Origin of the sequence: Dactylosporangium sp. NPDC051541 (genome assembly GCF_044454505.1) — a bacterium.
Taxonomy (GTDB): Bacteria; Actinomycetota; Actinomycetes; order Mycobacteriales; family Micromonosporaceae; genus Dactylosporangium.
In genome coordinates, this window is the sequence record NZ_JBITDU010000001.1 from 995292 (window position 1) to 1021377 (window position 26086).

The 26086-nt window shown below is 72.9% G+C and carries 18 protein-coding genes and 1 pseudogene; 13 read left to right on the forward strand and 6 right to left on the reverse strand.

Annotated features, from left to right (window positions below):
* A pseudogene (locus ACIA8L_RS04555) lies at nt 1-1758 on the forward strand (hypothetical protein); the annotation flags it as partial.
* 199 nt (nt 1759-1957) lie between these two features.
* On the opposite strand, the gene ACIA8L_RS04560 reads toward ACIA8L_RS04555, so the two are convergent.
* Together ACIA8L_RS04560 and mycP are read right to left on the reverse strand one after the other, a co-directional pair.
* Complete coding sequence (locus ACIA8L_RS04560; protein ID WP_395900338.1) at nt 1958-2245, reverse strand: hypothetical protein; 288 nt, start codon at nt 2243-2245, stop codon at nt 1958-1960.
* Between the two features lie 1235 nt (nt 2246-3480).
* The gene (gene mycP, locus ACIA8L_RS04565; RefSeq protein ID WP_395900340.1) at nt 3481-4815 is read right to left on the reverse strand and encodes a type VII secretion-associated serine protease mycosin; all 1335 of its coding nucleotides are present in this window, start codon (nt 4813-4815) and stop codon (nt 3481-3483) included.
* Between the two features lie 93 nt (nt 4816-4908).
* Here mycP and ACIA8L_RS04570 point away from each other — a divergent pair, with 93 nt between their 5' ends.
* The 8 genes from ACIA8L_RS04570 (at nt 4909) to ACIA8L_RS04605 (ending at nt 18551) form a co-directional block, all read left to right on the forward strand.
* Nucleotides 4909-5343, forward strand: coding sequence for a YbaB/EbfC family nucleoid-associated protein (locus ACIA8L_RS04570; protein WP_395900342.1), 435 nt, complete (start codon nt 4909-4911; stop codon nt 5341-5343).
* Nucleotides 5344-5602: 259 nt separating this feature from the next.
* A complete protein-coding gene (locus ACIA8L_RS04575; protein WP_395900343.1) occupies nt 5603-5935 on the forward strand; it encodes a hypothetical protein in 333 nt (110 codons plus the stop codon).
* Nucleotides 5936-6032: 97 nt separating this feature from the next.
* On the forward strand, nt 6033-15416 hold the full coding sequence (locus ACIA8L_RS04580) for a toxin glutamine deamidase domain-containing protein (protein WP_395900345.1): 9384 nt from the start codon (nt 6033-6035) through the stop codon (nt 15414-15416).
* Entirely contained in the window at nt 15413-16156 is a 744-nt protein-coding gene (locus tag ACIA8L_RS04585) for a hypothetical protein (protein ID WP_395900347.1), read from the forward strand. The genes ACIA8L_RS04580 and ACIA8L_RS04585 overlap by 4 nt, the downstream gene beginning before the upstream one ends.
* Nucleotides 16140-16721 (forward strand): HD domain-containing protein, encoded by a 582-nt coding sequence (locus tag ACIA8L_RS04590; protein ID WP_395900348.1) that lies wholly within the window; start codon nt 16140-16142, stop codon nt 16719-16721. Before ACIA8L_RS04585 ends, ACIA8L_RS04590 begins: the two co-directional genes overlap by 17 nt.
* Nucleotides 16718-17581 (forward strand): SUKH-3 domain-containing protein, encoded by an 864-nt coding sequence (locus ACIA8L_RS04595; RefSeq protein WP_395900350.1) that lies wholly within the window; start codon nt 16718-16720, stop codon nt 17579-17581. Before ACIA8L_RS04590 ends, ACIA8L_RS04595 begins: the two co-directional genes overlap by 4 nt.
* A 14-nt stretch (nt 17582-17595) precedes the next feature.
* Nucleotides 17596-18069, forward strand: a complete 474-nt coding sequence (locus ACIA8L_RS04600; RefSeq protein WP_395900352.1) for a DUF6301 family protein — start codon at nt 17596-17598, stop codon at nt 18067-18069.
* Nucleotides 18066-18551, forward strand: a complete 486-nt coding sequence (locus ACIA8L_RS04605) for a TY-Chap domain-containing protein (RefSeq protein WP_395900354.1) — start codon at nt 18066-18068, stop codon at nt 18549-18551. Before ACIA8L_RS04600 ends, ACIA8L_RS04605 begins: the two co-directional genes overlap by 4 nt.
* Before the next feature lie 95 nt (nt 18552-18646).
* On the opposite strand, the gene ACIA8L_RS04610 is transcribed toward ACIA8L_RS04605, so the two are convergent.
* Nucleotides 18647-19231 carry a hypothetical protein gene (locus tag ACIA8L_RS04610; protein WP_395900356.1) on the reverse strand — a complete coding sequence of 195 codons (585 nt, stop codon included), beginning with the start codon at nt 19229-19231 and terminating at the stop codon, nt 18647-18649.
* Nucleotides 19228-20937 (reverse strand): right-handed parallel beta-helix repeat-containing protein, encoded by a 1710-nt coding sequence (locus ACIA8L_RS04615; protein ID WP_395900358.1) that lies wholly within the window; start codon nt 20935-20937, stop codon nt 19228-19230. The genes ACIA8L_RS04610 and ACIA8L_RS04615 overlap by 4 nt, the downstream gene beginning before the upstream one ends.
* 70 nt (nt 20938-21007) lie before the next feature.
* On the opposite strand from ACIA8L_RS04615, the gene ACIA8L_RS04620 reads away from it, so the two are divergent.
* The 3 genes from ACIA8L_RS04620 (at nt 21008) to ACIA8L_RS04630 (ending at nt 22877) form a co-directional block, all read left to right on the forward strand.
* Nucleotides 21008-21409, forward strand: coding sequence for a YwqJ-related putative deaminase (locus ACIA8L_RS04620; RefSeq protein WP_395900360.1), 402 nt, complete (start codon nt 21008-21010; stop codon nt 21407-21409).
* Complete coding sequence (locus tag ACIA8L_RS04625) at nt 21406-21900, forward strand: SUKH-3 domain-containing protein (RefSeq protein ID WP_395900362.1); 495 nt, start codon at nt 21406-21408, stop codon at nt 21898-21900. Before ACIA8L_RS04620 ends, ACIA8L_RS04625 begins: the two co-directional genes overlap by 4 nt.
* A gap of 152 nt (nt 21901-22052) precedes the next feature.
* Nucleotides 22053-22877, forward strand: coding sequence for an SseB family protein (locus tag ACIA8L_RS04630; protein WP_395900364.1), 825 nt, complete (start codon nt 22053-22055; stop codon nt 22875-22877).
* A 3-nt stretch (nt 22878-22880) separates the two neighbouring features.
* On the opposite strand, the gene ACIA8L_RS04635 is transcribed toward ACIA8L_RS04630, so the two are convergent.
* A complete protein-coding gene (locus ACIA8L_RS04635) occupies nt 22881-24062 on the reverse strand; it encodes a hypothetical protein (protein ID WP_395900367.1) in 1182 nt (393 codons plus the stop codon).
* Complete coding sequence (locus tag ACIA8L_RS04640; RefSeq protein WP_395900369.1) at nt 24059-25285, reverse strand: type VII secretion protein EccE; 1227 nt, start codon at nt 25283-25285, stop codon at nt 24059-24061. Before ACIA8L_RS04640 ends, ACIA8L_RS04635 begins: the two co-directional genes overlap by 4 nt.
* Nucleotides 25286-25440: 155 nt before the next feature.
* Here ACIA8L_RS04640 and ACIA8L_RS04645 point away from each other — a divergent pair, with 155 nt between their 5' ends.
* Entirely contained in the window at nt 25441-26073 is a 633-nt protein-coding gene (locus ACIA8L_RS04645) for a Dps family protein (RefSeq protein WP_395900371.1), read from the forward strand.
* Nucleotides 26074-26086: the final 13 nt, after the last annotated feature.

A 26086-nucleotide genomic window follows, 5' to 3' on the forward strand; every position in this document is an offset into this window, starting at 1 on the left:
GGTAATGAGGACCAGTACTACGGGTACGTGAAGTACACGCTTCCCCCGAGTGTCTCGCAGTACGACAACTACAGCTCGTCCAATCAGATCGTCGACTACAACCCCACCGAGTGGGACGCGGAGACCACGACCATCGAGCTGATGTGGCCGTGGATCCAGGTCGACTCCGACGCGCGGGCGACGGCCATGGCCGACTCGTGGCGGCGCATCCACACGCTGCTGGACAACACCGGGCGCAATCTCAAGCGCTACACCGACGAGCTGTCCACCAAGTGGAACTCGGACGCGGCCAAGGTGTTCCTGCGTGAGATCGGCGCGTCGCTCTCGTCGATCGACGAGTGGAAGGAGGTCGCCACCACCAACGCGACCGGCCTCGACGTGATCGCGAGCACGATCAAGTACAACCAGGCCAAGGCTTTGAATGTCTGGAACGAGTATGTCCAGGCCATCAACCACCCGGGCAGCGTCTCCGGCTCCGACGTGAAGACGACGTACGTCGGTGGCGGCAAGGCCGGTGCGGTCCCGGTGAAGGAGAAGGAAGACGACCGCAAGAAGCGGCTGATCAAGCATTACACCGAGCAGATCAAGCCGTTCGTGAAGGATCTCGCGGACACCTATCTCAACGTCTACTTCACGTTCCTGACCCACGGCTCGAAGTACAAGGGCCCGACGAACGCGGTCGTGGCCGTCGCGCCGACGATCCACCCCGGCGGCCCCGGCGGCAGCATCCCGCCGCCGCCGATTCTCAACCCGCCGTCGATCCCCAATATCACCCCGCCGAACGCCAACTCCCAGCTGCAGTCCCAGCTGGCCGGCCTCGGCGTGCCCGGCTACGACCCGGACCACCAGCTGACCCTGGCCGGTGGCGCCGTCGCCCCGCCGGTGATGCCGCTGCCCGAGCTGCACCTGCCGCCCGCGCCGGGCCAGGGTGTCGTGCCGTCCGGTATGCCTGGTCTGCCGGGAATGCCGGGCTTCCCCGGCGGCCCCAACTTCCGCTCGACCAGCGGCCTGGCCGGCCTCGACCCGGCCGAGATGGCGCAGCGCCTGGGCCAGAACAACCCCGGCGGCATGCGCCCGCAACTCCCGGGCCGCCCCAACCTCTCCGGCATGCGCCCGCCCGGCGGCGGCGCCCGCCCGCCGATGCCGCCCGGCCGCGGCAACCCCAACCTGCGCGGCGCGAAGGGCCGCCTGCCCGGCGGCGTGCACGGCCCGGACCTGTCCGAGGAGATGCCGCGCTCCGGCTCCCCCCGCAGCCCGATGCCACCCCGCCTCGGCGGCCGCCGAGGCCCGTCCGGCCACGTCGGCCCCGAGAACGAGCGCCTGGGCGGCCGCGGCAACGGCATGCCCCAGGGCCCTCGTGGCACCGGCCGCGGCGGCGCCCCCGGCGAAAACCTCAGCGGCCGCCGCGCACCGGGCCTGCCGATCGAGGAGCAGGAAGCCTTCAACCGCCAGGCGAGCCGCCCCGCGCTGGAAGGCCGCGGCGGCATGAAGAACCCGGCCGGCCACGTCCCCGAGGGCGAGGGCCGCGCCCCGGCCCTACGCGGCCGCGGCGGCCCGGGCGAGTCCCCGTGGGGCCCCAACGCCCGCCCCCCGTCGCAGCGCCGCGACCAGCACTCCGACTACGACCACGACGTCGAGGCGGGGGAGGACGAGCTGTGGGCGGTCGAACGCCACCACCAGAGCAACGGCGTCATCGACACCCCCAACACCCCGGCCCGCCCGTCGGACTCGGGCCCGGCGATCGGCCGCACCGCCTGACCTGAACCCGATCCACCTTTGTGCCCCCGCCGCCCAGGCAGCGGGGGCACAACGCTTTTCACCCGCCGCCGAGCGTGAGCCGATCTTGCTTACGCTGGGCTTATGTTGGGTTTGGGAGAATGTTGTGTGTGGCGGGGCAGTTGAGTTTATTCGGTAGGGCAGAATTGGCGTCGATGCGCGATTGCGCTCGGCGGCGCAACTATTCTCTGCGGAGCGAGCAGTTTCGCTTGGAACACGCGAGGCATCGCGCGTGGGGATTGACGCAGCGGCACGCCGAGAAAGAGCGCCGAATCGCGGCAGCCCGCGAAACGGCCGCGGCGACCACAACAATGGCAACGGCGTCGACGGCCACGGCGGTGACCACGGCGACGGCGGTGACCACGGCGGTGACGGCGACTACGGCGACGACGGCGACGGCGGCGACCACGGCGGCGACCACGGCGGTGGCGACTGCGGTGACCACGACCACGGCGACGGCGGTGACCACGGCAGCGGCGAAGACCACGGCGGCGACCGCGGCGACGGCGACGGCGGCGACGGCGGCGACGGCGGCCGCGAACGATCGCCAGCAACTCGCAACGCCGCTGGCCCGACCGCTGAGCCGAATCGGGCCGGTCTCAGCGCCGCCTATCCAACCGGTGAGCCGCATTGAGCAGGTCCCAGCGTTGCGAGCCCGATCGGTCGACGAAACCGAGCAGATCTCAGCGTCGGCAGCTCAACCGGTCAGCCCGGCCGAGCGGGTCCCAGCGTCAGCAGCTCAACCGGTTGCGAAGCCGAAGCATGCCGGGCAGCCCAAGCGGCCCTCCGAGCCCTCAACCACCGCCGCCCCTGCCCCCGCCGAAACCGCCACCAACGACGCACCGCCCGCGCCGCCGCCGCCGCAGCAGCAGCAACGACACCAAAGAAATGCCGCCGCCAGGCGCGCAAGCCGCAATTATCACGAACCGAAATCTGCTTTTCTCGCCGCAGGCGCCACGAATCGTTACCACCGAATAGTGACCACGACGGACCCGGCAGCAAACGACGGACCCCGGCCACCGATACCGCAACCAAACTACGGTCGCGCCCACACTATCCGGTAGTGGCGCCGCGCGGGCGTCACATTCTGCGGTGCCGCTCGGAGGGGCACCAAAACGGTGCGCTCGGCCGATGGGAACTACCGGAGTGGCGTGGGCGCGACCGTAGTCTGGTCGCGGTTTGTTGGTTGCGGTCCGTGCAGAAGCCGGCGGGTCCGCGGTGGTCATCGATCGGTGGTAACGATTCGTGGGCGCCTGCGGCGAGAAAAGCTGGATTGTGATTCGTTGTTGGTTCAAGCTCGGGCGCCAGCGGCGCCCAGGGATAACGGTCCGAGGGAATCTGCGGCGCCTGCAGCGCCTAACGGCCCTGTGCCGGGAACCTCCGGGGCCGCGCGTGCGTGGGTCAACGGTCATGGCGGTCCTGGCCGGCGTGGCCATGCAGCTCCGAGGCCGCGCGTGCGTGGATCAACGGTCCATCCCGGTCCTGGCCGGCGTGGCCATGCAGCTCCGAGGCCCGTGCGTGCGTGGGTCAACGGTCATACCGGTTCTGACCGGCGTGGCCACGCAGCTTCGAGGTCGCGGGTGCGTGGACCAAGGCACCGCAGCGTTTTGGCAGATAAGTCCAAACACTCCGTGTCCGGACTTATCCGAAATTTCGTATTAAAGCGCGTGCGTGCAGCGGTGCCAAACTGCTTACGGAGCGTGGTCAGTCGGACCGGTTGCGGGTGGGGATGGCGAAGAAGACGTCTTCCGGTTCGATGTCCGGGTCGCGTTGTGGGCGTTGCACCGCTCGGACCTCGCCGGGGCGCCAGTTGCGGGCTCGGCCCCGGCGGACGGCGGTGCGCATCGCGAAGATGATCAGGGCGGCTACCAGGATGGCCGCGCCGGCCAGGGCGGCTATCTGGCCCGCGGTCTGCCAGCGGGCCAGGCGGGCCTCGGCGGCTGGGTCCTTCGCGGCCGCTGGGATTGGGGCGGGGGTGGCTCCCGTGTTTCTCGGGACCGATTCGTAGACCGCGCGGAACGGGTCGATCAGGCCGTAGCCGAACTCGTTGCTGCGGCCCGCGCCGGCCATCCGGTCGGCGGTGACCTGCAGTCGCCAGGCCACGTCGGTGTTTTTCAAGGATGGCTGGGATGTCCACACCAGAGCGGCGGCCGCGCTCACGAGGGGGGCCGCGAAGCTGGTGCCCTTGTAGTACTGGTGGCCGTGGTCGCGGGTCGCGGCCAGGACCAGGTTGCCGGGGGCCGTGATGTCGACGTAGTTGCCGACCTGGGACTCGTCGACCCGGGTGCCGTCCTGGTTGATGCCGGCCACGCCCAGGACGTCCTTGTAGGCCGCCGGGTAGGACGGGGGGTCGCTCGGGATCGCGGGGCGGTTGGCGCCGATCGGGGGTGGGGTCGCCTCGGTGGTCGCGTGGTGGTTGCCGACCGCGGCGACGATGAGGGCGCCCTTGACGTTCGTCGCGTAGTCGACGGCCTGCGCGACCGCGGGGTAGTCGGCGTCGAGGCTGAGCGAGATGTTGATGATGCGGGCGTTCTGGTCGGCCGCGTACCTGATCGCCTTGGCGAACACGTCCGGCGTCACGGCCTCGCCGTTGGTGCCTTCCTCGTGGTCGGAGACGCGGATCGGCAGGATGCGCACGCCCGGCGCGAGGCCCTCGAAGCCGACGCCGTTGGCGTGTTTGGCCGCGATGAGGCTGGCCACCGCGGTGCCGTGGGAAGTGCAGTCGAAGTCGGCGCCGGCGGCGTTGCGCAGGAAGTCGAAGCCGGGCAGCACCTGGCCCGCGAGCTGCGGGTGGGCGCCGTCGACGCCGGAGTCGATGACGGCGACCGTGAGGCCGGCGCCGGTCGTCGTCGGCCAGACCCGGTCGATGGCGAAGGTCTGCTGGGGCCAAGGGGTCTCCTTGACCACTTCGCCCGGTTTCGCGGGGTTGTTGCACACGCCGGCCGGGGGTGGGGCGGCCTGCGACGGGGCGGGCACGGCGAGCGACGAAGCGGCGGCGGCGAGCGCGGCGATGGCGGCGAACCAACGCTTACGCTGCACGTCGGAGCCCCTCTGCCGGATCGATTCGCACTGGTGGCACATTGCCACTGTTGAGTATCGTACGGTTGGACGGCTTGCGACGGGGAGGGCACCATGGACAACCGTGCGCTCCGAGGGCGCGCAGACGAGCTGCTGGGTGAGCTCGATCGGATGCGCGGCGGCATGGCGACGCTGCAGCAGAAGCTCCAGACCATCACGGCCACGGCGAAGTCGGACGACGGCTTCATCACCGCCGTCGTCGGGCCGCGCGGCCAGCTCATCCGCCTCGACATCGACGCGCGCGTCTACCGCCGGCCCGACTCGCGGCAGCTCGCCCAGTCCATCACCAAGGCCATCCAGGCCGCCTCGGCCGACGCGATGCAGCAGGTCACCGACGCCTGCAAGCCGTTCATGGCGGAGTCGGACGTCCAGGCCCACCTCGCGTTCGACCTGCAGGGCATGACCCACAAACTCGACTCCGAGCTGGGCCTGCTGACCGAGGACCAGGACCGGCGCGACGCCGACCGGCCGGGCGGAGAGCGGCGATGAACGGATTCGCCGTGCAGCTGGACCGATGCGACGCCGGACAGCCGGCGGCGAGCGGCGATGAACGGATTCGTCGTGCGACGGGGCCGGTGCGACGCCGGGCGGCTGGGCGGCGAGCGGCGAGCGGCGATGAACGCGTTCGCCGTGCGACGGGACCGGTGCAACGCCGGACGGCTTGGCGGGGAGCGGTGATGAACGGATTCGCCGTAAAATTCGTGGACGTTGATATGGGTACGGCGTGTGCCGGGGAGCAGGAGGAGCGATGACGGAGGCGGAGAGCACCGCGGTCAACCCCACGCAGGCGCTCAGCGGAGCCGGGCAGCTGACCAACATCGGCGACACGATGCTGAAGAAGTGGCACACCCTTCGGGCCCGCATCGAGCACCTCAACGGCTCGCAGCCGTGGGGCAACGACGAGCCCGGCAAGAACTTCAACAAGAGCTACATGGACGGGGCCCACCCGCCCTGCACCAGCGTGCTCGAGGGCGGCGAGAGCATGGTCGTCGCGCTGTCGAAGCTGGGCGAGCAGATCCGCGAGGGCGTGCAGGGTGTCGTCGACGTCGACGACCTCACCGCGCAGTGGTTCAAACGGTGACATGGCACAAGTGCTAGCGCGACCCCTTCGGGGTTGATACGGGGAGTCGTCCAAGTTGGCCATTGAGAAGCCCGACCTTCACCCCTTTGACTGGATCATGGATGCGGTCTGCTTCATCGGGGCGGGTTCCGCGTGGCCGGACGGCAACGAGGACCATCTGCGCGACCTCGCGCACGCCTGGCAGGAGCTGGGCACCGAGCTCAACGGGCTGCTCAACAACGCCGACACGGTCGCGATGCAGGTGTCGCAGGCATGGGGCGGCGACGCCGGTGAGGCGTTCAACACCTACTGGAACGCGCTCGCCGTCGGCCCCAACAACGGCCTGGCCCAGATCACCGACATCGCCCTGAACTACTCCGCGGCGGCCGAGAACGCCGCCATGGAGATCGAGTACGCCAAGCTCGTCCTGGTCATCACCCTGGTCATCACGCTGATCACGGTGATCATCTGCCAGATCCTGGCCGCGTTCACCTTCGGTGGCTCGGAGGCGGCGGCCGGGGCCGCGGTCGCCACCGCCCGCACGATCGCCGGCCGGGTGCTCCAGCGGCTCATCGCGTGGGTGGGCAAGGGCATGATCCGCAAGCTCTTCGTGAAGTTCGTCATTCACGAGGTGCAGAACATCGTGCTGTCGGTCGGCACGGACTGGCTGGCCCAGGAGATCCAGATCGCGGAGGGCCACCGCAAGGAGCTCGACACCGACTCCCTGATGCACAGCCTCGTCGCCGGCGCCATCACCGGCGCGCTGACCTTCCCGCTCAACTTCGTCCACCTGCCGATCAAGAGCCGCTGGCCCCGGGTCGCCGCCAACACCGCGGTGCACGGCGCGGCCAACACCCTGATCATGCCGGCGTCGATGATGCTCACCACCGGCTTCATGAGTGGTGACTGGAGCTGGAGCAACATCACGCACGGCATCACCTGGAAGACGTTCGTCGGCGGCGCCGCGATGGGCGGCACGATGGGCGGCATCGGTGCCATCCGCACCCCGAAGGGCGGCGCCCACGGCGTCGAGACCCCACAGGTCGACGGCAACCCGGCGGCCGGCGCGGGCGAGACCGGCGCGCGTGGCATCGACACGGCCGGCCCCGAGGGACTCTCCGGCGACCCGAGCATCACCGGCCTCGACACCGGCACCGGCGGCGACGGGCTCGTCACGTCCGGTGACCGGTCCGGGTCTGATGTCACCGGGTCCGACTACACTCCGGGCGACGGGCAGTCGCTGGCCCCGACGTCCGACAACGCGGCCGGCGGCTCCGTCGCCGCGCCCGTCGACACCAACACCGGCGCGGGCGCGCACAACACCGGCGAGACCGGCGGCACACAGACCGGCGACACGGGCGTCAACACCGGCAGCGGCGACCCCGTCACCCAGCACTCCGGCGGCGACCCGGTCACTCAGCAGGGCGGCGGCGACCCGGTCGTCCAGCGGGCCGGTGAGACCGGGACCGGATCGAGCGGGTCGGACGGTGGCGTGCACGTCACGACGGAGTCGACCGTGCAGGCCGGGGCCAACACCGGCGTGCACGCGGAGGCCGGACCGGGCGCGCACACCGAGACCGGCACCGGCGCCCACACCGGGACCGAGACCGGCACCGGCGCGCACGGTCAGAACGAGACGACCGGCGCGCACGGGCGCGAGGGCCAGCCCGGGCCGGTGGCCGAACATCCCGCGGCGGTCGTGGGTACCGATCGACCGGCGGGCGGGGCGGAAGGCGCCCGCACCACCGACACGGGACCCCGCACCACCGAGGCCGGAACCCGGGCCACCGACACCGGAGCCCGCACCACGGAAGGCACCGGCCGCGGCACCGAAACAACTGGCCGTGGCACAGAAGGAACCGGGCGCGGCGGCGAAGGCACGGGCCGGGGCAGCGAGAGCACCGGGCGCGGCACGGAAGGGACCGGACGGGGTAACGAAGGCCGGACCGGGGACGGAGCCAGGACGAACGACGGCCCGCGGACCGGTGAAGGGGCCCGTGGCGACCGCGGCAACGACGGGGCGCGCACGACGGACGGCGGTCGCACGCGCGAGCAGAACCAGACCAACGGCTCGTTCCGCGCGCCGGAGCGAACCGGTGAGAGCGGCGCGCGGCCCGCCGACCACGTGCCGACGACAGAAACGGGAGCGCGGCCCGGCGAGCACGTGCAGACCGGCGAGACCGGCGCGCGGCCCGGCGAGAACGGCGCGCGGCCCGGTGACCACAGTGGACAGCCGGTGCACGCCGGTGACCACACCACGCAGCCCGGCGAGCACACCAACGGCCGGCCCGGTGACCACGCCGACGGCCGGACCGGTGACCACAGTGGACAGCCGGGCCGCGACGGCGGGTCCAATGAGCGTGACGGCAGCGGGCGGCACCGGGCGGCCGAGGAGCCGGTCGCCGTGTTCGTGCCCATGCCGCGGCTCGATGACATGCCCGTGCGGATCGGCGGCGGCGAGCCCGGCGGGGTGCAGACCCGGCCCGTCTCGGTGCACGAGGGGGCGGGGCCGGGGGAGCGCGGCGGTCACGGGACCGACACGGCGCCGCCGCGGGACCACGGGCCCGGTGGCGAGCGCGACCACGGGCCCGGCGGGGGCGACGACAACCCGCCACCGCCGCCCGGGGACCGGCCGGGAGGCGGCGGGAGCGAGGAGCCGCCCGCGTCGAAGCCGTCGTCGACCCGGACCGCGGACGGCACGCGCAGCTACGAAGGGCCGCCGCGGCACTTCGAGGGCGAGCCCGGCAGCCCCGAGGCCAAGGCCGCCACCGACCGTTCGGCCCGCGACCTCGCCGACGCCGTGCGCGACCAGCAGCAGACCGACAAGATCGGGGAGAAGAACCGGGTCCGGGTGGCCGGGGCGATGCTGACGCCCGACGAGCCGACGATCCGCAGCCACACCAGCGCGCGGCCGATGAAGCACCCCGACGGGTCGACGACGCATCTGGACGTCCACCCGGAGGCGAAGCGGGTCCTCGACGACATCAAGGCCGCCGCCGCCCGCGACCCCGAGCAGCGCCTCGGCATCAACCACGGCAAGTGCGCCGAGGTGGTGCTGGTCTCCGACAAGCTGTTCGAGCTGGAGGCGCAGTGGCGGGAGGCGGGCGAGCCGGGCGGTGACTTCCCGGCGTGGGCCCGCGAGCAGATGCGCGACGGCGTCGTGGGCACGCACTGGGTCGGCGACGGCAAGTATCAGGAGCACGGCGAGTACGCGCCGCCGTGTGACTCCTGCGGCCCGTTCATCGAGGACTTCGGCCTCCACTCGATCGACCCCAACGAGAGCGCCCACGCCCCGACAACGGGCCCACACGAGCCGACCGGCCCCCGCCCGGGCGAGCACGACACCGGCCCGGCGGGCACCCGCCCGGGCGAGCACGACACCGGCCCGGCGGGCACCCGCCCGGGCGAGCACGAGACGGGCACCGGCGAACACGAGACCGGGACCGGCGAGCATCGTCCGGGGGAGCACGAGACCGGGACCGGTGAGCACCGTCCGGGGGAGCACGAGACCGGGACGGGCGAGCGGCCGCCGGAGACGCTGGGCCGGGTCGACGAGCAGACGGTCGCCGAGACCCGCAGCTCCGAGGTGCGCGGCCCGAGCGACAAGGACGTGCGGGCGCTCAACGACAAGTTCCCCCGCGACGAGCACGGCAACCCGCTCAAGCAGCCCGACGTCCGCAAGGGCGACTTCGCGCAGGAGTACAACGACGGCGGCCACAAGGTGCCCGGCCGCAACAACAACTGCGGCGAAGTGTCCATGGCCACCCTGGCCAACCACCGCGGCGAGCCCACCGTCGCCGGCTCGATGCGCGACCCGAACGCCGGTGGTGAGCACGGCGCGGCCGACCGGATCTCGCGGTGGACCGGCGGCGAGTGGGAGATGCAGGGCCACGACGCCCGCGGCTTCGAGGGTGTCGAGCGGCAGCTGCGCGAGGCCGGCCCCGGCTCCGGCTCGATCGTCGTCATCAAGTGGGGCGACACCGGCGAGGGCCACGCGTTCAACGCGCTGAACATCCACGGCGACATCGTCTGGGTCGACATGCAGCGCGGCATCATCTCCGACCACGGGCCGATGTACCACGACAACGTCGCGGGCGTCTGGTCCATCACCGTCAACGCGCACGGCGACCCGCTGGTGCCGCTCGGGCACGGGCCGGGGGCGCACGCGACGACCGAGGGTGCGGGCGGGCGGCCGCACATCGCCGGCGAGGACACCCGCAACGACTTCTTCAACACCTACGACCTGCACGACGAGGTGGCGCACACCGGCACGACCGTCAAGGTCGAGATGTACCGGGGGATCGAGGACGGCAAGCTCCACCTCCCGGGCGACCCGAAGGGCACGTATCGGATCGAGGCCGGCAACCTCCGCGACAAGCACACGTTCATCGACGACTGGCACACGGCCGAGCGGCAGCAGCTGCTCGCTCAGGCCGAGACCGGGCCGGCCGTCCCGCACGAGGTCCGGCCCACCGAGGCCCTGCCGAAGGACCCGGTCGAGGGGGTACACGACTCCTCGCAGGAGTACCACGACAAGCACGACGCCGCGGACCGGCACGTCGAGGCGCGCAAGGAGCTGCTCAAGAAGGTCAACGACGTCATGGGCCCGGGGCGCAAGGACCTCGCGGACCTGCGGCCGGGTGAGCCCCTCAAGAAGACCATGGCCGAGCTGCGGGCCTACCCGGGCGGCCACGAGGTCATCGGGGAGCTGAAGGCCAACGTCGACGCGTACCACAAGGACATGAACGGCGTCCGCGTGGCCAGCGGTGAGGCCGCCATGCACGCCGGCCTGGGGGTGGCCCACCACGAGGCCATGACTCCGACCGGCCGGCACGAAGGCGTGGTGGTCGAGCCCGAGCACGTGACGGTGAAGGGCGACCCGAAGTCGGCCAAGCCCAACGAGCTGGACATCATCGCGCTGCGCTACGACGAGACCCGGGTCGGGGTCGAGGACCAGAGGGGCTACAACCGGCTCGACATCTGGGAGGCCAAGGGCGGCTCCGGCGATCTCGGCTCGCGATACGTCCGCGAGATCGGCGGCCGCGTCGAACAGGGCACCGGCTGGTACCTCAAATGGATGCTCGAGAACGACCCGAACATGCTGCGGTTGTACGTCGAGCACCCGGGCCTGCTCGACGCGATCAGGAGCGGCGAGGTCGAGGTCGCCTACCACAAGGTCACCACGACGCGCCTGGACCGGGCGCCGCAGATCGACCCGGCCGACCCGCATTCGTTCCCCCGGGACCCGCAGACCGGCAAGCCCGTCGTGCTCGAGGGCACCAGCCGGACCGAGGTCGAGACGTTCGAGATCCAGCGCACGAAGCCCGAAGAGGGCCATAACTACTTCGAACAGGGGAAGCTGAACCCGAACTTCAAGGTGCTCGACCTGATCGCCGAGCGGGAGGCCGCGGCCCGGGGCGAGCTGCCGCCGCGATCGCTGTCCGGGCACTACGACCCCGAGGTCGTGCACGGCGTCCACACCGGCGAGGCCGGCCGGGTCTGGCACGCCGAGCTGCCGCCGCCGATGACCTGGCACGGCGCCGAGCCGCACGCCGTCGAGGCGCACGCGCGCGGCCTGCTGGAGGGCGCGGCCGACCCGCGGACCTGGGTCGACGGGGCGCCGCCGCGGATCGTCATCCACGCCGAGCACGGCATCGACGCGGCCACCGCACGGCTGATCGAGCACACCCGCATCGAGTTCACGCAGCCCGACCCCGAGCACCCGGTGCCGGAGCCGCGGATCACGGTCGAGGGCCCGCGCCAGCACGATCCGGCGCACGCGATCGAGCTGCCGCGGGAGACGATCGAGGGCGACCGGCGGGCCAAGGTGCCGTACTTCACGGAGCCGGAGGACATCGCCCGCATCCGGGTCCGGATCGAGGACGGGCGGCTGTACGACGCCGAGGGCCTGCCGATGCACGGCGAGTACATCTACGCCGTCGACCCACGCACGCAGGAGATCCACGCGTACCCGTTCGGCGCCGACAACACCCGCCACTCCAGCCTGTTCGCCGGCGGCAAGGTCGACGCGGCCGGCACGCTGAACGTCGAGAACGGCCGGATCACCAGCGTCGACAACGCCAGCGGCCACTACCGGCCGATCGCCGACCACGTGGGCGCGGCCCGGGACGCGTTCGCGGCCCGCGGCGCCGACCTGGGCGAGGCCCAGTTCAAGGCGTCGGGCGGGCACGGGCCGACCGAGCACTCGATGGCCCGGGGCGCCGAGGCCTTCGACCGCGCCGTCGCCGAGCTCAACCGGCCGGGTGCGATCGACGGCGTCACCGGCGTCCACCGCATCGAGATGACCGAGGGCTCCGACCCGACCGGCCGGTCGGCGATGGTGGAGGTGCGGCTGAGCAGCGGCGAGGTCGTCCAGGTCGACGGGGCCGCGGTCCGCGACTTCCTGCAGGCCCGCCGGCCCGACGGCCCGGACGCCGGGCTGCCCGAGTTCGCCCGCAACCCGCACACCACCAGCGACGCCGACCTGGCCTTCCAGGGTGCGGACCAGCTGCGCGACCGCATCATGGGCGAGCTCGGCCGGGACGTGCCGGAGCCGGTCACCGCCGCTGAGCCGCGCCCGCCGGCCCGCCCGGACCACGTGCTGACCGAGCTCGACCGGCTGCTCGCCGAGCGGACCGGGGAGCCGCCGCTGCACGACACGAGCGGCGAGCCGATCCCGGGCCCGCGCAACGGCAACGACGCGGTCGGCTCGCTGCGCAACCTCTCCGACGAGCACATCGCCGCGATCGTGGCGGCGGCCGGGCTCACCGGGGAGCCGGCCGCCCGCATGGCCGGTGAGCTCGCGGCCCGCCGGGACGCGGCGATCGAGCGCCACGGCCGGCCGCCGTACCCGCACGACGTCGAGGGGATGGCCCGCACCGTCCGCACCGAGCTCGGCTACTCCCAGCGGGACCCGGCCGGCCGCGAGGTGTACGACACCCTGCGCCGGCGCGCGTATCAGCACACCGGCGGGCTGGCCCACGGCGTGACCGTCCGCGAGGCCGCCCGGGCCGTCGACGCCGCGGTCGTGGAAGCGGGCGGCCAGCCACGCTACGAACGGATCCTCAACGACTTCCTCGACTCGCCGGAGGGGCGCGCCTACCACGAGGGGCTCACCGAGCTCGACCTGGCCACGAACCATCAGCCGCACTTCGAGCTGGAGCACCCGGCGTTCACCGAGGTGACGCCGGAGCACGCGGCCGAGCAGGTCAGTGAGCACGCGGCCGGCCGGTCGCCGGAGGACGAGCGGGCGCTCTCGCGATACACCGCCGGCGTGTCGAGCGACGGTGTCAACCACTATCTGCGCACCGGCGAGGCCCGCGGCCCGCAGGATCGCGCGGATGCCTTCCGCATCCAGCACGCGATGCGCGAGACGGTCACCGACCTGCGCCTGCACGGCCAGGTGGAGCTGCGCCACTTCGGGATCACCGAGCTGCACGAGCTGCCGCGGCTGGTCGACGGGCACCTGCGGCTGGACGCCTTCACGCATCTGGACGGCGAGGTCGGCGCGCACATCTCCGAGGGCCGGGTCCAGGTGGTCGTGGAGGCGCCGAAGGGTACCGCCATCGCCTGGGTCGGCCGCGAGGGCGAGTTCGGCCCCGAGTCCCATGCGCTGCTCGGCGCGGGCGCCCGGGTCCACGTGGTCGAGCTCCGCCACCTCGACTACGGCCAGTACGAGCTCCGGCTGCGCTACGAGGGCTACGAGGACCCGGCGCCGATCGCCGGCAGCCTGCACGACGGCGGCCCGCCGCCGGGTGACGTCCCGCCGCCCCATGAGCCCGCGCTGCCCGCCGGCGACCGCGAACCGGCCGTGCCCGCGGACGCGGAGACGGCGCAGGCGGTCGCCCACGCCGAGGGGATCGACCTGCGCGGTGTGGAGATCCGGGTGGCCGAGGACCCGGCGCTGCTGCGGTACCTGGACGAACAGGGTGTCACCGCGGTCCGGCCGCCGGAGGAGGGTGGCCGCGTCCTGGTGCTCGGCCCGGCCGCGTTCGCCGACCACCAGACGCTGGCCGCGACGCTGCGCGAGCACGAAGGGAGCGCGGGTGATCCGCATCAAGGTGGAGAAGGTCTTCGACTGGACCGGCCGGGGGCTGATGATCTCGGGCTTTCCGCTGGGGGGCGTCATCGAGCCGGGGATGAGGCTGGGCAATGGGACCGGGGCCCGGGCGACGGTGCTGGCGATCGAGGCGGAGAGCCCGCGGGACCGGCGCGAGGGCTGGATCACCCTGGTGCTGGAGCACACGACACCGAGCCCGGCGGCCGAGGGCGCGATGCTGAAGGTGGAGGAGACCCCACCGGTGGCGTACACGTTCCACGCGACACCGGACCACGTGACGATTCTGGAGGCGGCGCCGGGCCCGAGCCGGGCGGTGCTTATCTCGCTGAGGACTTTGCGGCGATCATGGGTCTCGACTCCGCCGCCGGGGTCCCGGGAGATCACCCGGGCGGAGGCGGAGCGCATCCTGGAGGAGGCGCGCACTATGATCCCGTCGGACCCCGAACTGCGCCGGATCCTGCTCAGGCGACTCTAGAGGCGCACCAGCTGGTCCAGGAGCGGATCGCGCCGCACTCGCCGGAGCTGGCGGGCGTGGTGGAGAAGCTGCTCGACGACACGCACGCGCTCAACGTCACCAACTCCCTGCGCAACCCGGAGGTGCGCGACCTCGTGCTGCGGCACATCGAGGAGCTGGCCCGGGGTGACGCCCTGGCCCGCTACGGCGGCGACCTGCACCTGTTCCTGGAGGACAACCCGGGCCGCGGGCCGCTCTACGCCGAAGTCCCGGAGTGGGTCAACAAGGTCACCGTCGAGGGCACCGAGTACAAGCGGATGGACCTCTACGTCGCGGAGATGAAGGCGTCCGACCCGGCCCTGTCCGTGGGCCCGCACCCGACCCCGGAAGAGCGGGTCCTGGTGGAGGAGTACGCGGACCGGCTGCGGGAGAAGCTCAAGCCCGCGGTCGACCAGGCCCTGCAGGAGGTCGCGGCCGAGGTCCGGCGGGCCACCGACGGGCCGGTCGACTACAACAGCCGGGGCAAGGACGCCGAGGGCCTCTTCGACAAGGTCAGCCGGATGCAGCAGGGCCGGGAGAACGCGCCCGGCCGCCCCTGGTATCGCGTCGGCGATATCATCGACGCGGTCGGCGCGCGGATCACCGTGCCCGACACCAGGAGCCTGTGGCACGCGCTGGAGCTGATTCGCGAGCGCTTCGGTGTGGGCGACGGCGGCCGGATCGTGGAGGTGGACAACATGTACGCCTCGCCCAAGTCCAAGAGCCCCGAGTACCGTGTCATCCCGCTCACCATCGGCATCGAGGTCGAGGGCCACAAGTACGCGTTCGAGCTGCAGCTCACCACGCTGCGCGCGTCGATCGCGGCCGACATCGAGCACAACTCGCTCTACAAGCCCTACGTCGCCCTCTCGGCCGCCGACGCCCAGGCCGTCCACCGGGCGTTCCGCGAAGCCGCCGCCCGGGACCAGCTGGAGGACAGCTCGCCATGACCGAGCGCGAGACGCTGTACATCTTCCGGATCGGGGAGGCGTACGACGATGTGAAGCCGGTGTTCGTCGTCGACGGCCGCGACTACGCCGAGGACCGGGGTGTGCGGGCCGACGTCGAGGCCGCCCACCGGGCTCTGCGCGACCTGCGGCTGATCGGTGAGGTCGAGACGACCTCGGCCCCTCCGGACGCCCCGCGGTCGCCGCTGCCGACCTGGCCGCAGTGGCGGGCCCGGCACGTCGACGGCAGCGAGCCGATCGGGGTGCGGCCCCGCCCCGCCGCCCAGCCGGTCCCGGCCGGCCGCGACGCCATGTTCCACTGGCTGGAGCAGTCCAAGACGTGGCTCGACACCCAGCTCGCCACGGCCGCCGCGGCCGTGGCCGGGGGCCGGGTGCGCCGGACCCGGGAGCCGTCGGTCCACCGGATCGGGGCGGCCTCCGTCGACCTGGCCGAGGAGCGGTTCCGGATGGACGTCGAGTACCTCGTCGTCCCGCCCGCCGACACCACGGCCAACCAGGCGCTGGCGGCGATCTCCGGCTGGCTGCGGGCCAACGGGTGGACGGTCGCGGCGCCCGAGGAGTCGACGTCCTACGTCACGTTCTCGGCGACCTTGTCCGGGTACACCTGCGGCATTGCCTGGCACCACAGGGATCACGCGCTCAACCTCACCGGCACGTCGCCGGTGGTGGATGCCACGGCCTTCGACCCGGGGGGAGGGGCCGGCGGTGCTGCGCACGTTTGACGGCTCCGTGGGCTGGCCGGCGCTGCGGACCCGCTACGCCGGCGAACTCCCGGCGGCGACCCTGGCCGCGCTCGACGAGGCGGTCGAGTTCGCCGCCGAGCGCCACGGCGACCAGCGCCGCCCGGCCGGTGAGCCCTACCTGGAGCACCTGCTGGAGGCCCTCGACGTGCTCGTCACCGCGGTCGGTGCGCGCGACCCGGACGTGCTGCGGGCGGCGGTCCTGCACGACGTCGTCGAGGACACCCCGACGACCCTCGACGAGGTGCGCGAGCGCTTCGGCCCGCGGGTCGCCGAGCTCGTCGGGTGGGTCACCAAGGAAGGGGACCGGGCGGCGTACCTGGAGCGGCTGCGCGACGCCCCCGACGCCGCCCTCGCGGTGAAGCTGGCCGACCGGCTCAGCAACGTCCAGCGGCTGCGCACGCACCCGCGCCCGGCCAAGCGGGCCTCCTACTACCGCGAGACGGTCGCCACCATCGTCCCCCTCGCCGCCGGCCGCGGGTGGTTCGAGGAGTGGTACCGCGACTGGCAGACCGCCCACGCCGACCTCGACCGGGAGCCAGCGTGAGCGTCAAGGAGTCCGACGAGCCGTTCCGGTTCGTCGTGCTGGGTGAGGAGACCGGCGGCGAGCTGGTCCCCGGGCAGCTGACGGCCGAGAGCTCCCGGCGCTTCGCCCGGATTCTGCGCTACCTGCGCAGCGGTTCCTGGGTCATCCGCGACCCGCTCACGAAGGGCCGGGACGTCTTCGATCCAACGGCGGATCCGGTGGTACCGCGTGGATACCGTACCGACGGCACGTGGATCTGGCCCCTCGCGCTGGAGTACTACCTGGAGCACCACGGCGTCGCCCCGCCCGCGGAGCTGCTCGACCTCATGGCCCGCAGCGGCCACTACCCGCAGCGCATCTGGGCGGACCGGTGCGGCCAGGCCCACCAGGCGCTGCGGCCGCGCCTGCCGGGCCCGTTCGAGCCGGAGGGGCCGATCCAGTTCCGGCTGCCGCCCGACGTCCACGACTTCCTGCTGACCGTCGGCTGGACGCCCGGCCGCGAGATCGATGTCGACCCCGCGCTGGACAAGCAGCGCCGGGCCGTCCTCACCGAGTTCGGCGACCTGGCCCTGCCGGCCTACGGCTACGTGCGCGACTGGCGGGTGAAGGGCTTCCTGACGCTGCCGAAGGGCGAGCCGAGCGACCCCGCGCGGATCGCGGCCGCGCAGCGCCGGCTGGGCGGGCCGCTGCTGCCGATCGGCTCGGTGCCGCAGTGGGGCGCCGAGATCGTCCTGCACCCGGAGCTCGGCATCGGCACGGCGAGCGACGACCCGGAGTATGAGCGGTTTCTGGGCCGTGACATCGACGAGGCGCTGACCGCGCTGATCCGCGGGGTCGCGCCCGAACCGGCGCTGCGCGCGGCGACGAACTGGACGCAGTAGCTAAGGTGGAGCGCATGGCGACCGACGTGCGGACGCTCAGCGGCGACGAGATCGTCGCGCTGGCCCGCAAGATACTCACCGTGGCGCCGCTGCTGCGCAAGGTGCAGCCCGAGCGCGTGTTGCAGGAGCTCGGCTATCCCCAGCTGGACATCCCGAGCCCGTATTCCCGCTTCGCCGACGCCGGCCTCGGTGTCAGCCCGGCCAGCGTGGCCCTGGCCGACGACGGCTCGGCCGAGACCGTGGCCGTGCCGATCCACGCCGAGCTGTCGCGGCCGCCGAGCGACGACGACCTGGACTTCATGCAGGACGTGTTCGCCATGGCCGGGCGCACCCTCATCGCCCATCTCGGCGAGCCCGGCGGCCTGTCGGGCGGCAGCTCCCCGGCCCTCAAGTGGTATTACGGGGAGTCGGTGCTGACGCTGATGCGCGGCGGCCTCGGCGTCGCCTTCTACCTGTGGCGCACCATCGACCTGGAGGGCGACGAATGACGGCCCCGACCCCGGCCCCGACGTGGGAGGAGTTCGCCGCGGCCCTCAAGACGGCGCTGGGCAAGCTCGGCGACGGCATGGTCCTCGTCATCAGCTCGAAGACCCGGCCGTGGGTGGTGGCGGAGTTCGCGCAGGGCCGCGACCTGCTCTATGCCGAGGTGTCGGGGGAGCTGCTGGGCGACGAGGACGTCACCCGCGTCGACTCGCCGGAGACCCGCCGCATCCTGGAGTCGCACGGCTGGCAGCCGCCCGACGAGGCCAAGGGCTACATGTGGCATCGGCTCGTGCCGTATCCGCCGACCAGCGCCGAGTACCGCGCGATCGCCGAGGGTGCCGTGGCCAACCTGCGCGACGTGAACGGGCTGGCGAGCCCGGCCGAGCTCGGGTATCGGGCCTGGGAGGGCCTCAACAACAACGAGTTCTGGGAGGTCAACCTCCCGGGCGTCGAGGCACAGCCGCTGCGGGGGCGCCGCCCCAGCTGAGCGCGGCCGCCGGCCAGGCCTGGTCACGGCCCCGTCGGCCGAGCCTGAGCCGGGCCCCGCGGCCGAGCCTGAGCCGGCCCCTCGGCCAAGCGTGATCAGGGCAGCAGGTCGGGGCGGTAGCGGCGGAACCAGTCGCCGATCCGCCCGGCCGGCCAGCCGCGGTCGATCATGCTCAGGCTCATGTTCACCGTCTGCGGGTCGGCCAGGGCCACCCAGGCCGGCCCGGCCTGCCGCTGCTTGTCGACCTGGGCCGGGCTCAGGATCTCCCCGACGCCGGTGACGCCCGGTCCGGTGTTGGCGTCGGCGAACATGTCGACGCCGGCCTGCGCGGCGGCCCGGCCCGCGCCCCACGGGGCGATGACCGTGCCCGAGCGGCGGTTGATGACGACCACGCCCTGGATGTCGGGCCAGCGCATCCGCACGACCACGCCGTCGCGGCGGAGGAACTCCACGCCGGTCGGGGACAGCCGCAGCCCGTGGCCGCGGCTCGCGATCCGCTGCAGCCAGGTGATGCCGGCGACCACGAGCACCGGCATCAGGACCATGCCCGGGTAGCCGGCGATGATGTAACCGATCACGAAGCACAGCAGCGCGACCAGCACGTTGGTCACGATGAACGGCTTGGCGTAGTTGTGCCACGTCTGCGCCCAGCTCGCGCGGAACTCCTCGGGCTCGTTCACGACGTCTCCGCCCCCACGACGGCCTCCAGGTCGGCTCGGTGCAGGATGCGCAGCTCGTCGAGGCTGGGCCGGCGGCCGAGCACCCGCAGCCGCTGGGCCTGCGCCTTGCGGATGCTCTCGAAGAGTTTGCGGGCGTCGCGGGCGTTGCCGAAGTTGGCGTCGCGCTCGATGGCCGCGAAGTGGCGCAGCAGCGCCGGCTCGACGTCGTCGGCGAGGACGTAGTCGTCGGCGGCGCACATGCGGCGCACGATCCGCACGAGCTCCTCCGGCGAGTAGTTCTCGAAGACGATCGTCTTGGTGAACCGCGACGCGAGGCCCGGGTTGGCCGAGATGAACTCGTCCATCTCGTGTGTGTAGCCGGCCGCGATCACGGCGATCTCGTGCCGGTGGTCCTCCATGAGCTTCACGAGGGTGTCGATCGACTCCTGGCCGAAGTCGCCGCCGGAGCCCATGGTCCGCGACAGCGTGTAGGCCTCGTCGATGAACAGCACCCCGCCGCGCGCCTCCTCGAACGCGGCCGACGTCTTCTCGGCGGTGTGGCCGAGATACTGCCCGACCAGGTCGCGCCGCGAGACCTCCTTGAACGCGCCCTTCGGCAGCACCCCGAGCGCGGCCAGGAGCTTGCCGTAGATGCGGGCGACGGTCGTCTTGCCGGTGCCGGGCGCGCCCGCGAAGACCAGGTGGTGGCTCATCGCGCCGACCGACAGCCCGGCGCTGCGCCGCCACTCGTTGACCTGGATCTCGTCGATCAGGGCCCGGACCTCGTCCTTGACGCCGGCCAGGCCGACCATCGTCTCCAGGTCGCCCAGCAGCGCCTCCACCGCGGCCGCGTCACCGCCGGCGGCCGGGGCGCCGTCGCCGATCGACAGCGGGGCCGCGTCGGGTTTGGCGCTGACGAGCGTGGTGGTCGCGCCCTCGGCGATGTCGATGGCCGGGACGCCGGTGTTCTCGATCTGGCACTCCTCGATCGCGCCGCCGCAGCCGCGGGCGACCGAGATGCCGACGCCCTGCGTGTCGTGGATCTTGGAGCGGCGGATCGTCGGCGCGCTCTGGTGGGCCACGACGACCCCGGCGTCGCCGGTCTGCGTGACTTCGCAGCCCTCGATCGTCGGCTTGCCGAACTGGTACACATACACGCCCCGCCGCCCGCAGCCGCGCACGATCGTCGCGGTGATCACCGGGTCGGCCCCGATCCGCACGATGATCCCGTCCTCGGCGACCTCGCTGATCTGACAGTCGTCGATGGTGCCGGGCGCGTCCTCGACGACGACGCCGTACTGCGCGCCGGTGACCGTGCACTTGCGCATCTCGATCGAGCCGCCGGCCAGGTCGACGCCGGGCCCGAAGCGCGCGGTCAGGTCGCAGCCGTGCAGCGCGAGCTGCGTCCCGCGGGCCGTGACCACGGGCGCGTCGGCGGACAGCAGCGTGAAGCCCTCGATGGTGAGGGCGGCGTTGCGGGCGCTGACGGCCGGGTAGGGGATCGCGGTCGCGTCGAGGGTGACGGCGCCGCCGGCCGGGTCGGAGCTGACCAGCTTCAGCCGCTTGCCGGTGACGAAGATGGCCTCCGCGTAGGTGCCCGGGGCCACCGCGATCACCGAGTCGTCGGTGGCCGCGGCGAGCGCGTCGCCGATGGTGGCGTACGCACCCCGCTGCTGCGGTGAGACGAGGAGTGTGCGAATCGTGGCCCCCGGTGATGAGGTCTGCAAATAGCCCTCGCATTATCGCAGCCAGCCGCGGCCGACACGATGCCCGCCTATGCCGGTTACCCTGTCCTGCATGACCAGGGCGACATCCGGCCGCAGGCTGCCGCTGACCGCGGGCGCGCTGCTGGTGGGCGACACCGTGTTCCAGCACACGTCGGTCCGCGGCGACACGCCGCCCGAGCTGCACGCGCTGATCCGGCGGTTCCTGCACGAGCTGCCGGTCGAGTCGCGGGAGCGCTACGCCGGCAACTGCGCGGAGATGGTCCTCGTCTCCGACCGTTTACATGCCGCCGAAAGACTTTACGGGGGTACTCCCCTGACGCCCGCGGCCGCACGCGCGGAGCTGTGGGGGGCCCGGCTGTCGCTGGTCCACATCCGCGAACACGGCGACCCGAAGCACGGCACCCCGGCCGCTCCCTGCCGCACCTGCGCCGCGCTCCTGGACTGGCTCGGCATCGAAGTGGGGGAGTCATGACCGAGGCTGCACGCTTTCCGGCCGGGGTCGAGACGGCGCTGCGGGAGGCCGGGTGGGCGCCCGGTCGCGACGAGACGCCCCGGGCCCGCATGTGGGGCCTCGCGCTCGCCTCGCACGCCTCCCCGTCCGGGCATCAGCACACCGTCGGGCCGGCCGCCCTCGCGGCGTTCGCCGAGTTCGGCGGGCTCACCGTTCGGGCCGGCGGCGACGGGGCCGAGGTCGCCGGGGTCGGCATCGTCTTCGACCCGCTGCGCGGCCTGCACGCCGCCTCTACCCTGGCCGAGCTCGGCGAGCTCGTCCGGGCCCGGCTGACCCCGCTCGGCGAGCAGGACGACGGGGCCGGGCTGCTCGCCGTCGACGATCAGGGCCGGGTGTTCGTCGTCGACCACACCGCCGACTGGTACGCCGGGGCCTCCGTCGACGAGGCCATCGCCACGCTCCTCGGCGGCCGCCGGCCGGCCCGGGTCCTCGACGACGGGACGTGGGCGTGACCGTGGGCATGGCAGGGGGTGCAGGGGGCGCGGAGCCCCCTGCCCGGGGCGGGAGCGAAGCGGCCCCGGAATCCGGATCCGGCTCTTCGGCTTCGGCTTTTTCGGTTCCCGCTTTTGCCGACTGGCGGCCGACGAGCGAGGCCGAGACCGCGATGGCCGCCGCCGTCGCCGGGAGGGACCAGCTCGCCTACCTCCAGGCGCTGGCCGAGGAGGCGCTGTACGTGCCGATCAGCCCCGGTGTGGCCACCGGCCGCGAACCGGTGCGGCTGGCCACCTACCCGGCCGGCGGCGTCACCTACGTGCTGGCCTGGACGTCCGGCAGCGTGCTCCCGCCCGAGATCACGCACGTGCGGCGCACGCCGCTGTTCGAGCTCGTGCACACCATCGCGCCGCTCGGCTGGGGCATCACCGTCAACCCGGGGCGGCCGCTGCAGGCCGACCTGTCCCCGGACGCGATCCGGACGCTGGTGCCGTGGGAGCCGGAGTGGTATCCCCTCGACGACCGGCTGCGCCAGGCCGTCCGGGCCGAGAACCGGGAGGCCTACCTGGCCGCCCTGCTGGAGGCCCACCTGCTCCTGCCGCTGCCGACGGAGGAGGAGCTGACCCCGGAGGCGGACCCGGACGCGCACGAACCGGGCGACTACTGGACCGCGGTGCGCACCGACCGGATCGTGCCCAGCGTCTCCCGCGACGTGACCGACCCCGAGTTCCCGTGGTGGCGTACCGAGCGCGTCGACGGCCACCAGGTCATCTTCGCGTTCACGTCGGTGGCGCAGCTGCAGTCCGAGGTCGGCGACCGGGAGTGGATCGCGGTGCCGTTCGTGGACATCGTCGTCTCCTGGCCGGAGGACGGCGGCGCGCTGCGGCTCAACCCGGGCGGGAGCAACGGGATGGAGCTGCCGCCGGAGGCGCTGCGGGAGATGTACGAGATCTTCCTGGCCGCCATGCGCGAGAAGAACCGGCCCCGCGAGGACTGAGCGTCACCGCTGCGGCGGGCCGTGGTACTGCTGCTCGACGGCGGTCGGGGAGAGCCAGACGTAGCGGTTGGCGCCACCGCCCATCAGCGCCAGCATCTCCGGGGTCATCTCCTGCAGCAGCCCGGTGCCGCTGGCCGGGAGGTTGAGGGCCTGGCCCGCGACCACGGCCTCCTGCGCGTTGAGCTTCTGCAGCATCACCAGGTCGCAGCCCTGCAGCGTGTGCGCGTGCTCGGCGCCGAGCTTGCGCACCACCGTCACCTCGGTCCGCCACGGGCCGAGCTCGGGGCGGGCGCCGAAGCCGACCTGGCTGACGTCGGTCACGACTAGCAGCGGCTGGCGGGCGGCGGCCGGCGCGTCGGGCGGGCGCGGGTCGTTCCACAGGACCAGGCGGTCGTTGAGGCCGGTGGCCCACTCGCCGAGGCCCTGCCACGGGCGCGGGTCGCCGGTCAGCACGATCACCCGGGCCCCGAGGGCCAGGGCCCGGAAGACCAGGATCCGCTGCGCCCACAGCCCGCCGACCAGCGTCACCCGGGTCGGCTCGGCCCGGAACAGCCGGATCGGCACCGGCTGGCGCTGGTAGTCCACGCCCAGCATCAGGCCGGTCGCGCCGGTGCCGCCGCGCATCTGCTTGAGTGCCGCCGGGGTCACGTCGTGCCAGTCGATGTGCAGCCGGGACAAACTCGCGGCGAGCGGCTTGCCCTTCGGCGCGGCCGCGGCCCGCGCCGGCGGCCCGGACGGGCCCTCCTGGCGGGTCGCCCGGCTCGGCGTGCGCGGCTGGGCCTGCGGCTGCACCTGCGGCGGTGCCGCCACCGCGGCCGCCGCGGCCTGGGCCTGGGCCTGCTGCCAGGGCAGATTCGGCGCCGCGGTCCGGGACAGGGAGGTCTCGAGGTCGAACTGGGGCGGCGCGGCGGCCGGTCGCACCTCGGTCGTGACATGCGACCGGGCCTGCTGCGCCTGGGCCTGGTGGGCGGCGTGCTGGGCTTGCGCCTGCTGCGCCTGCGCCTGCTGAGCTTGGGCCTGCTGCGCGGCCTGGTGTGCCTGGGCCTGCTGGGCCGCGTGCCACTGGGCGAGCTGGGCCTGGGTGGGCTGCTGCGCGGGCACCTGGGCGCGGCCGGCGGCCTGCTGTTGCGGCGGCGGCTGGTAGTAGCCCAGGTGCTCCGGTGGCGGCTCGGCGCTGTGGCTCACTTCGCACCTCCGCCCGTGGGGGCGCAGGCGTACATGCCCGGGCCGTGCTCGCCGTCGAGGCGGACCAGCTCGGCGTGCGCGGCCGTGGCCGCCTCCTCGAGGGCCCGGGCCGACGGCTCCAGGGCGGCCGGGACGGCGGAGACCCGGATCAGGCCGCGCAGGGCCAGCCCGCCGCCGTCGCGGGTCAGGATCAGCGACGACGCCGAGGACGACGACGGCAGCGAGATCAGGTGCTCCAGCAGCGCGGAGGTGTTGTCCAGGCGCGGCCAGGTCTTGAGCCAGAAGACGGTGTGGGCCAGCTCGCCGGAGCGCCACACGGTCCAGTCCTCGCGCGGGCGCCACGCCTCGCCGCGCACGGCCGGGTCGAGCTCGCAGGCCCGGGCGACGGCGTCGGTGAGCTCGTCGCCGGTGAGGATGCGGTGCTCCAGGCCGGCGTCGCGCAGCAGCCGGCCGACCTTGCGGATCAGGGAGCCGACCAGGGCGGGCGCGTGCTCGGCGTCGTAGCTGCCGGCCATGCCGACCTCGGCCCGGGCGCGGGCCTCGAGGCGGACCGCGACCCAGGTGGTGCGCTCGGCCGGGAGCGGGGAGCCGCTCTGCAGGTGCTGCAGCTCGCGGTAGGAGCGGGCGGCGAACTGGTTGTTGTCGACCGGCTGCCAGGGCGCCGGGACGGTCACGGTGGTCACCTGGACGACCGCGCCGGGGTGCTCGGCCTCGTCCAGGACACGCGCCAGCAGATCCAGCGGTACCCCCGGCTCGGCATCGCCCCGCATGGAGTCGCCGCTGCCGAGGACCGCCGCCGCGTACCACCCGGCGGCGTCGCACCCGACCCCGATCCTGGGCCCCTCGGCGGTGGCACCGGTCACCTCCCGGACCTGCAGGCCCGGTGCGAGCGTGCGCAGCATCACCAGGCGCCGGTCCGGCTCCGGGGCCGGGTCGGGCCCGGCGTCGCGGCGGCGGTTGTGCTCGCGGCTCATCGCCCGCCGCTCCAGCCACCACCGTCCTCGGCTGCGCAGCAGCGCCACCAGCAGCACCAGCAGGCCCGCGAACCCGGCGATCCCGGCCACGATCGGCCCGTGCGGCACCATGGCCGCGATCAGGAGCAGGACGGCCTCGATGAGCACCAGCCGCCCGACGTGGACCCCGCCGACATATCCGCGGCGCCGCCGCGGCCGCGGCCGGTCCGCGGCCGTCTCGGGCCGCGCGGACACTGGCGTTTGTGTCATCAGGCCGGCACCCCCCGTAGCTCTAGCCGCTCAACACGTGGTTCGGGATCGCAGCTTACCTATACCCATCATCCCCTGTGTGGGCCGATCTTGAAAAAATGCGCTCACCGCACAAGGTGAGCCTAAGGCTCGCCGGCGGGGGCACAGGCCCCGTCATGCCAGCGACCAAGAAAAAGGACCCAGGTAAGACCTCCAGCCAGCCGTGGCTGCACCAGCAGGGGCGCGAGATCCAGAAGTTCGGGCAGCTCCGGCAGTTTCCGGTGGCGCTGTCGTACGAGGCCCGGCAGTACTCCTGCGAGCGGCTCAACCAGGTGCTGGCCGACACGCAGATCCTCTTCGCGCTGTACAAGAAGCACCACTGGCTCATGCGCGGCCCGACCTTCTACCAGCTGCACCTGCTCCTCGACAAGCACGCCGGGGAGCAGCTGGAGCTGGTCGACGCCCTGGCCGAGCGGGTGCAGACGCTGGGCGGCATCGCGGTCGGGGACCCCCGGCACGTGGCCGAGCTGACCCGGGTGCCGCGGCCGCCGGACGGGGCCGAGGAGGTCCCGGCCATGCTCTCCCGGCTCCTGGAGGCCCACGAGCTGATCCTGACCGAGGCCCACGACGCCGCCGCCCGGGTCATGGAGCTCGGCGACGACGGCACCAACGACCTGCTGGTATCCGACATTGTCCGCACCGGCGAGCTGCAGGCCTGGTTCCTGGCCGAGCACCTGGTCGACACGCCCCTGGTCAAGACCGTCAGCACCGGCGAGGAGGTGAAGGCGGCCGCCGGCGCCCGACGTTGAGCGGAGGCGATAC

Coding starts and splice junctions, on each gene's coding strand:
- ACIA8L_RS04645 (WP_395900371.1), top strand. CDS start 25,441: ATGCCAGCGACCAAGAAAAAGGACCCAGGTAAGACCTCCAGCCAGCCG.
- ACIA8L_RS04585 (WP_395900347.1), top strand. CDS start 15,413: ATGACCGAGCGCGAGACGCTGTACATCTTCCGGATCGGGGAGGCGTAC.
- ACIA8L_RS04625 (WP_395900362.1), top strand. CDS start 21,406: ATGACCGAGGCTGCACGCTTTCCGGCCGGGGTCGAGACGGCGCTGCGG.
- ACIA8L_RS04570 (WP_395900342.1), top strand. CDS start 4,909: ATGGACAACCGTGCGCTCCGAGGGCGCGCAGACGAGCTGCTGGGTGAG.
- ACIA8L_RS04640 (WP_395900369.1), bottom strand. CDS start 25,285: ATGACACAAACGCCAGTGTCCGCGCGGCCCGAGACGGCCGCGGACCGG.
- ACIA8L_RS04620 (WP_395900360.1), top strand. CDS start 21,008: ATGACCAGGGCGACATCCGGCCGCAGGCTGCCGCTGACCGCGGGCGCG.
- ACIA8L_RS04605 (WP_395900354.1), top strand. CDS start 18,066: ATGACGGCCCCGACCCCGGCCCCGACGTGGGAGGAGTTCGCCGCGGCC.
- ACIA8L_RS04630 (WP_395900364.1), top strand. CDS start 22,053: ATGGCCGCCGCCGTCGCCGGGAGGGACCAGCTCGCCTACCTCCAGGCG.
- ACIA8L_RS04580 (WP_395900345.1), top strand. CDS start 6,033: ATGGATGCGGTCTGCTTCATCGGGGCGGGTTCCGCGTGGCCGGACGGC.
- ACIA8L_RS04575 (WP_395900343.1), top strand. CDS start 5,603: ATGACGGAGGCGGAGAGCACCGCGGTCAACCCCACGCAGGCGCTCAGC.
- ACIA8L_RS04600 (WP_395900352.1), top strand. CDS start 17,596: ATGGCGACCGACGTGCGGACGCTCAGCGGCGACGAGATCGTCGCGCTG.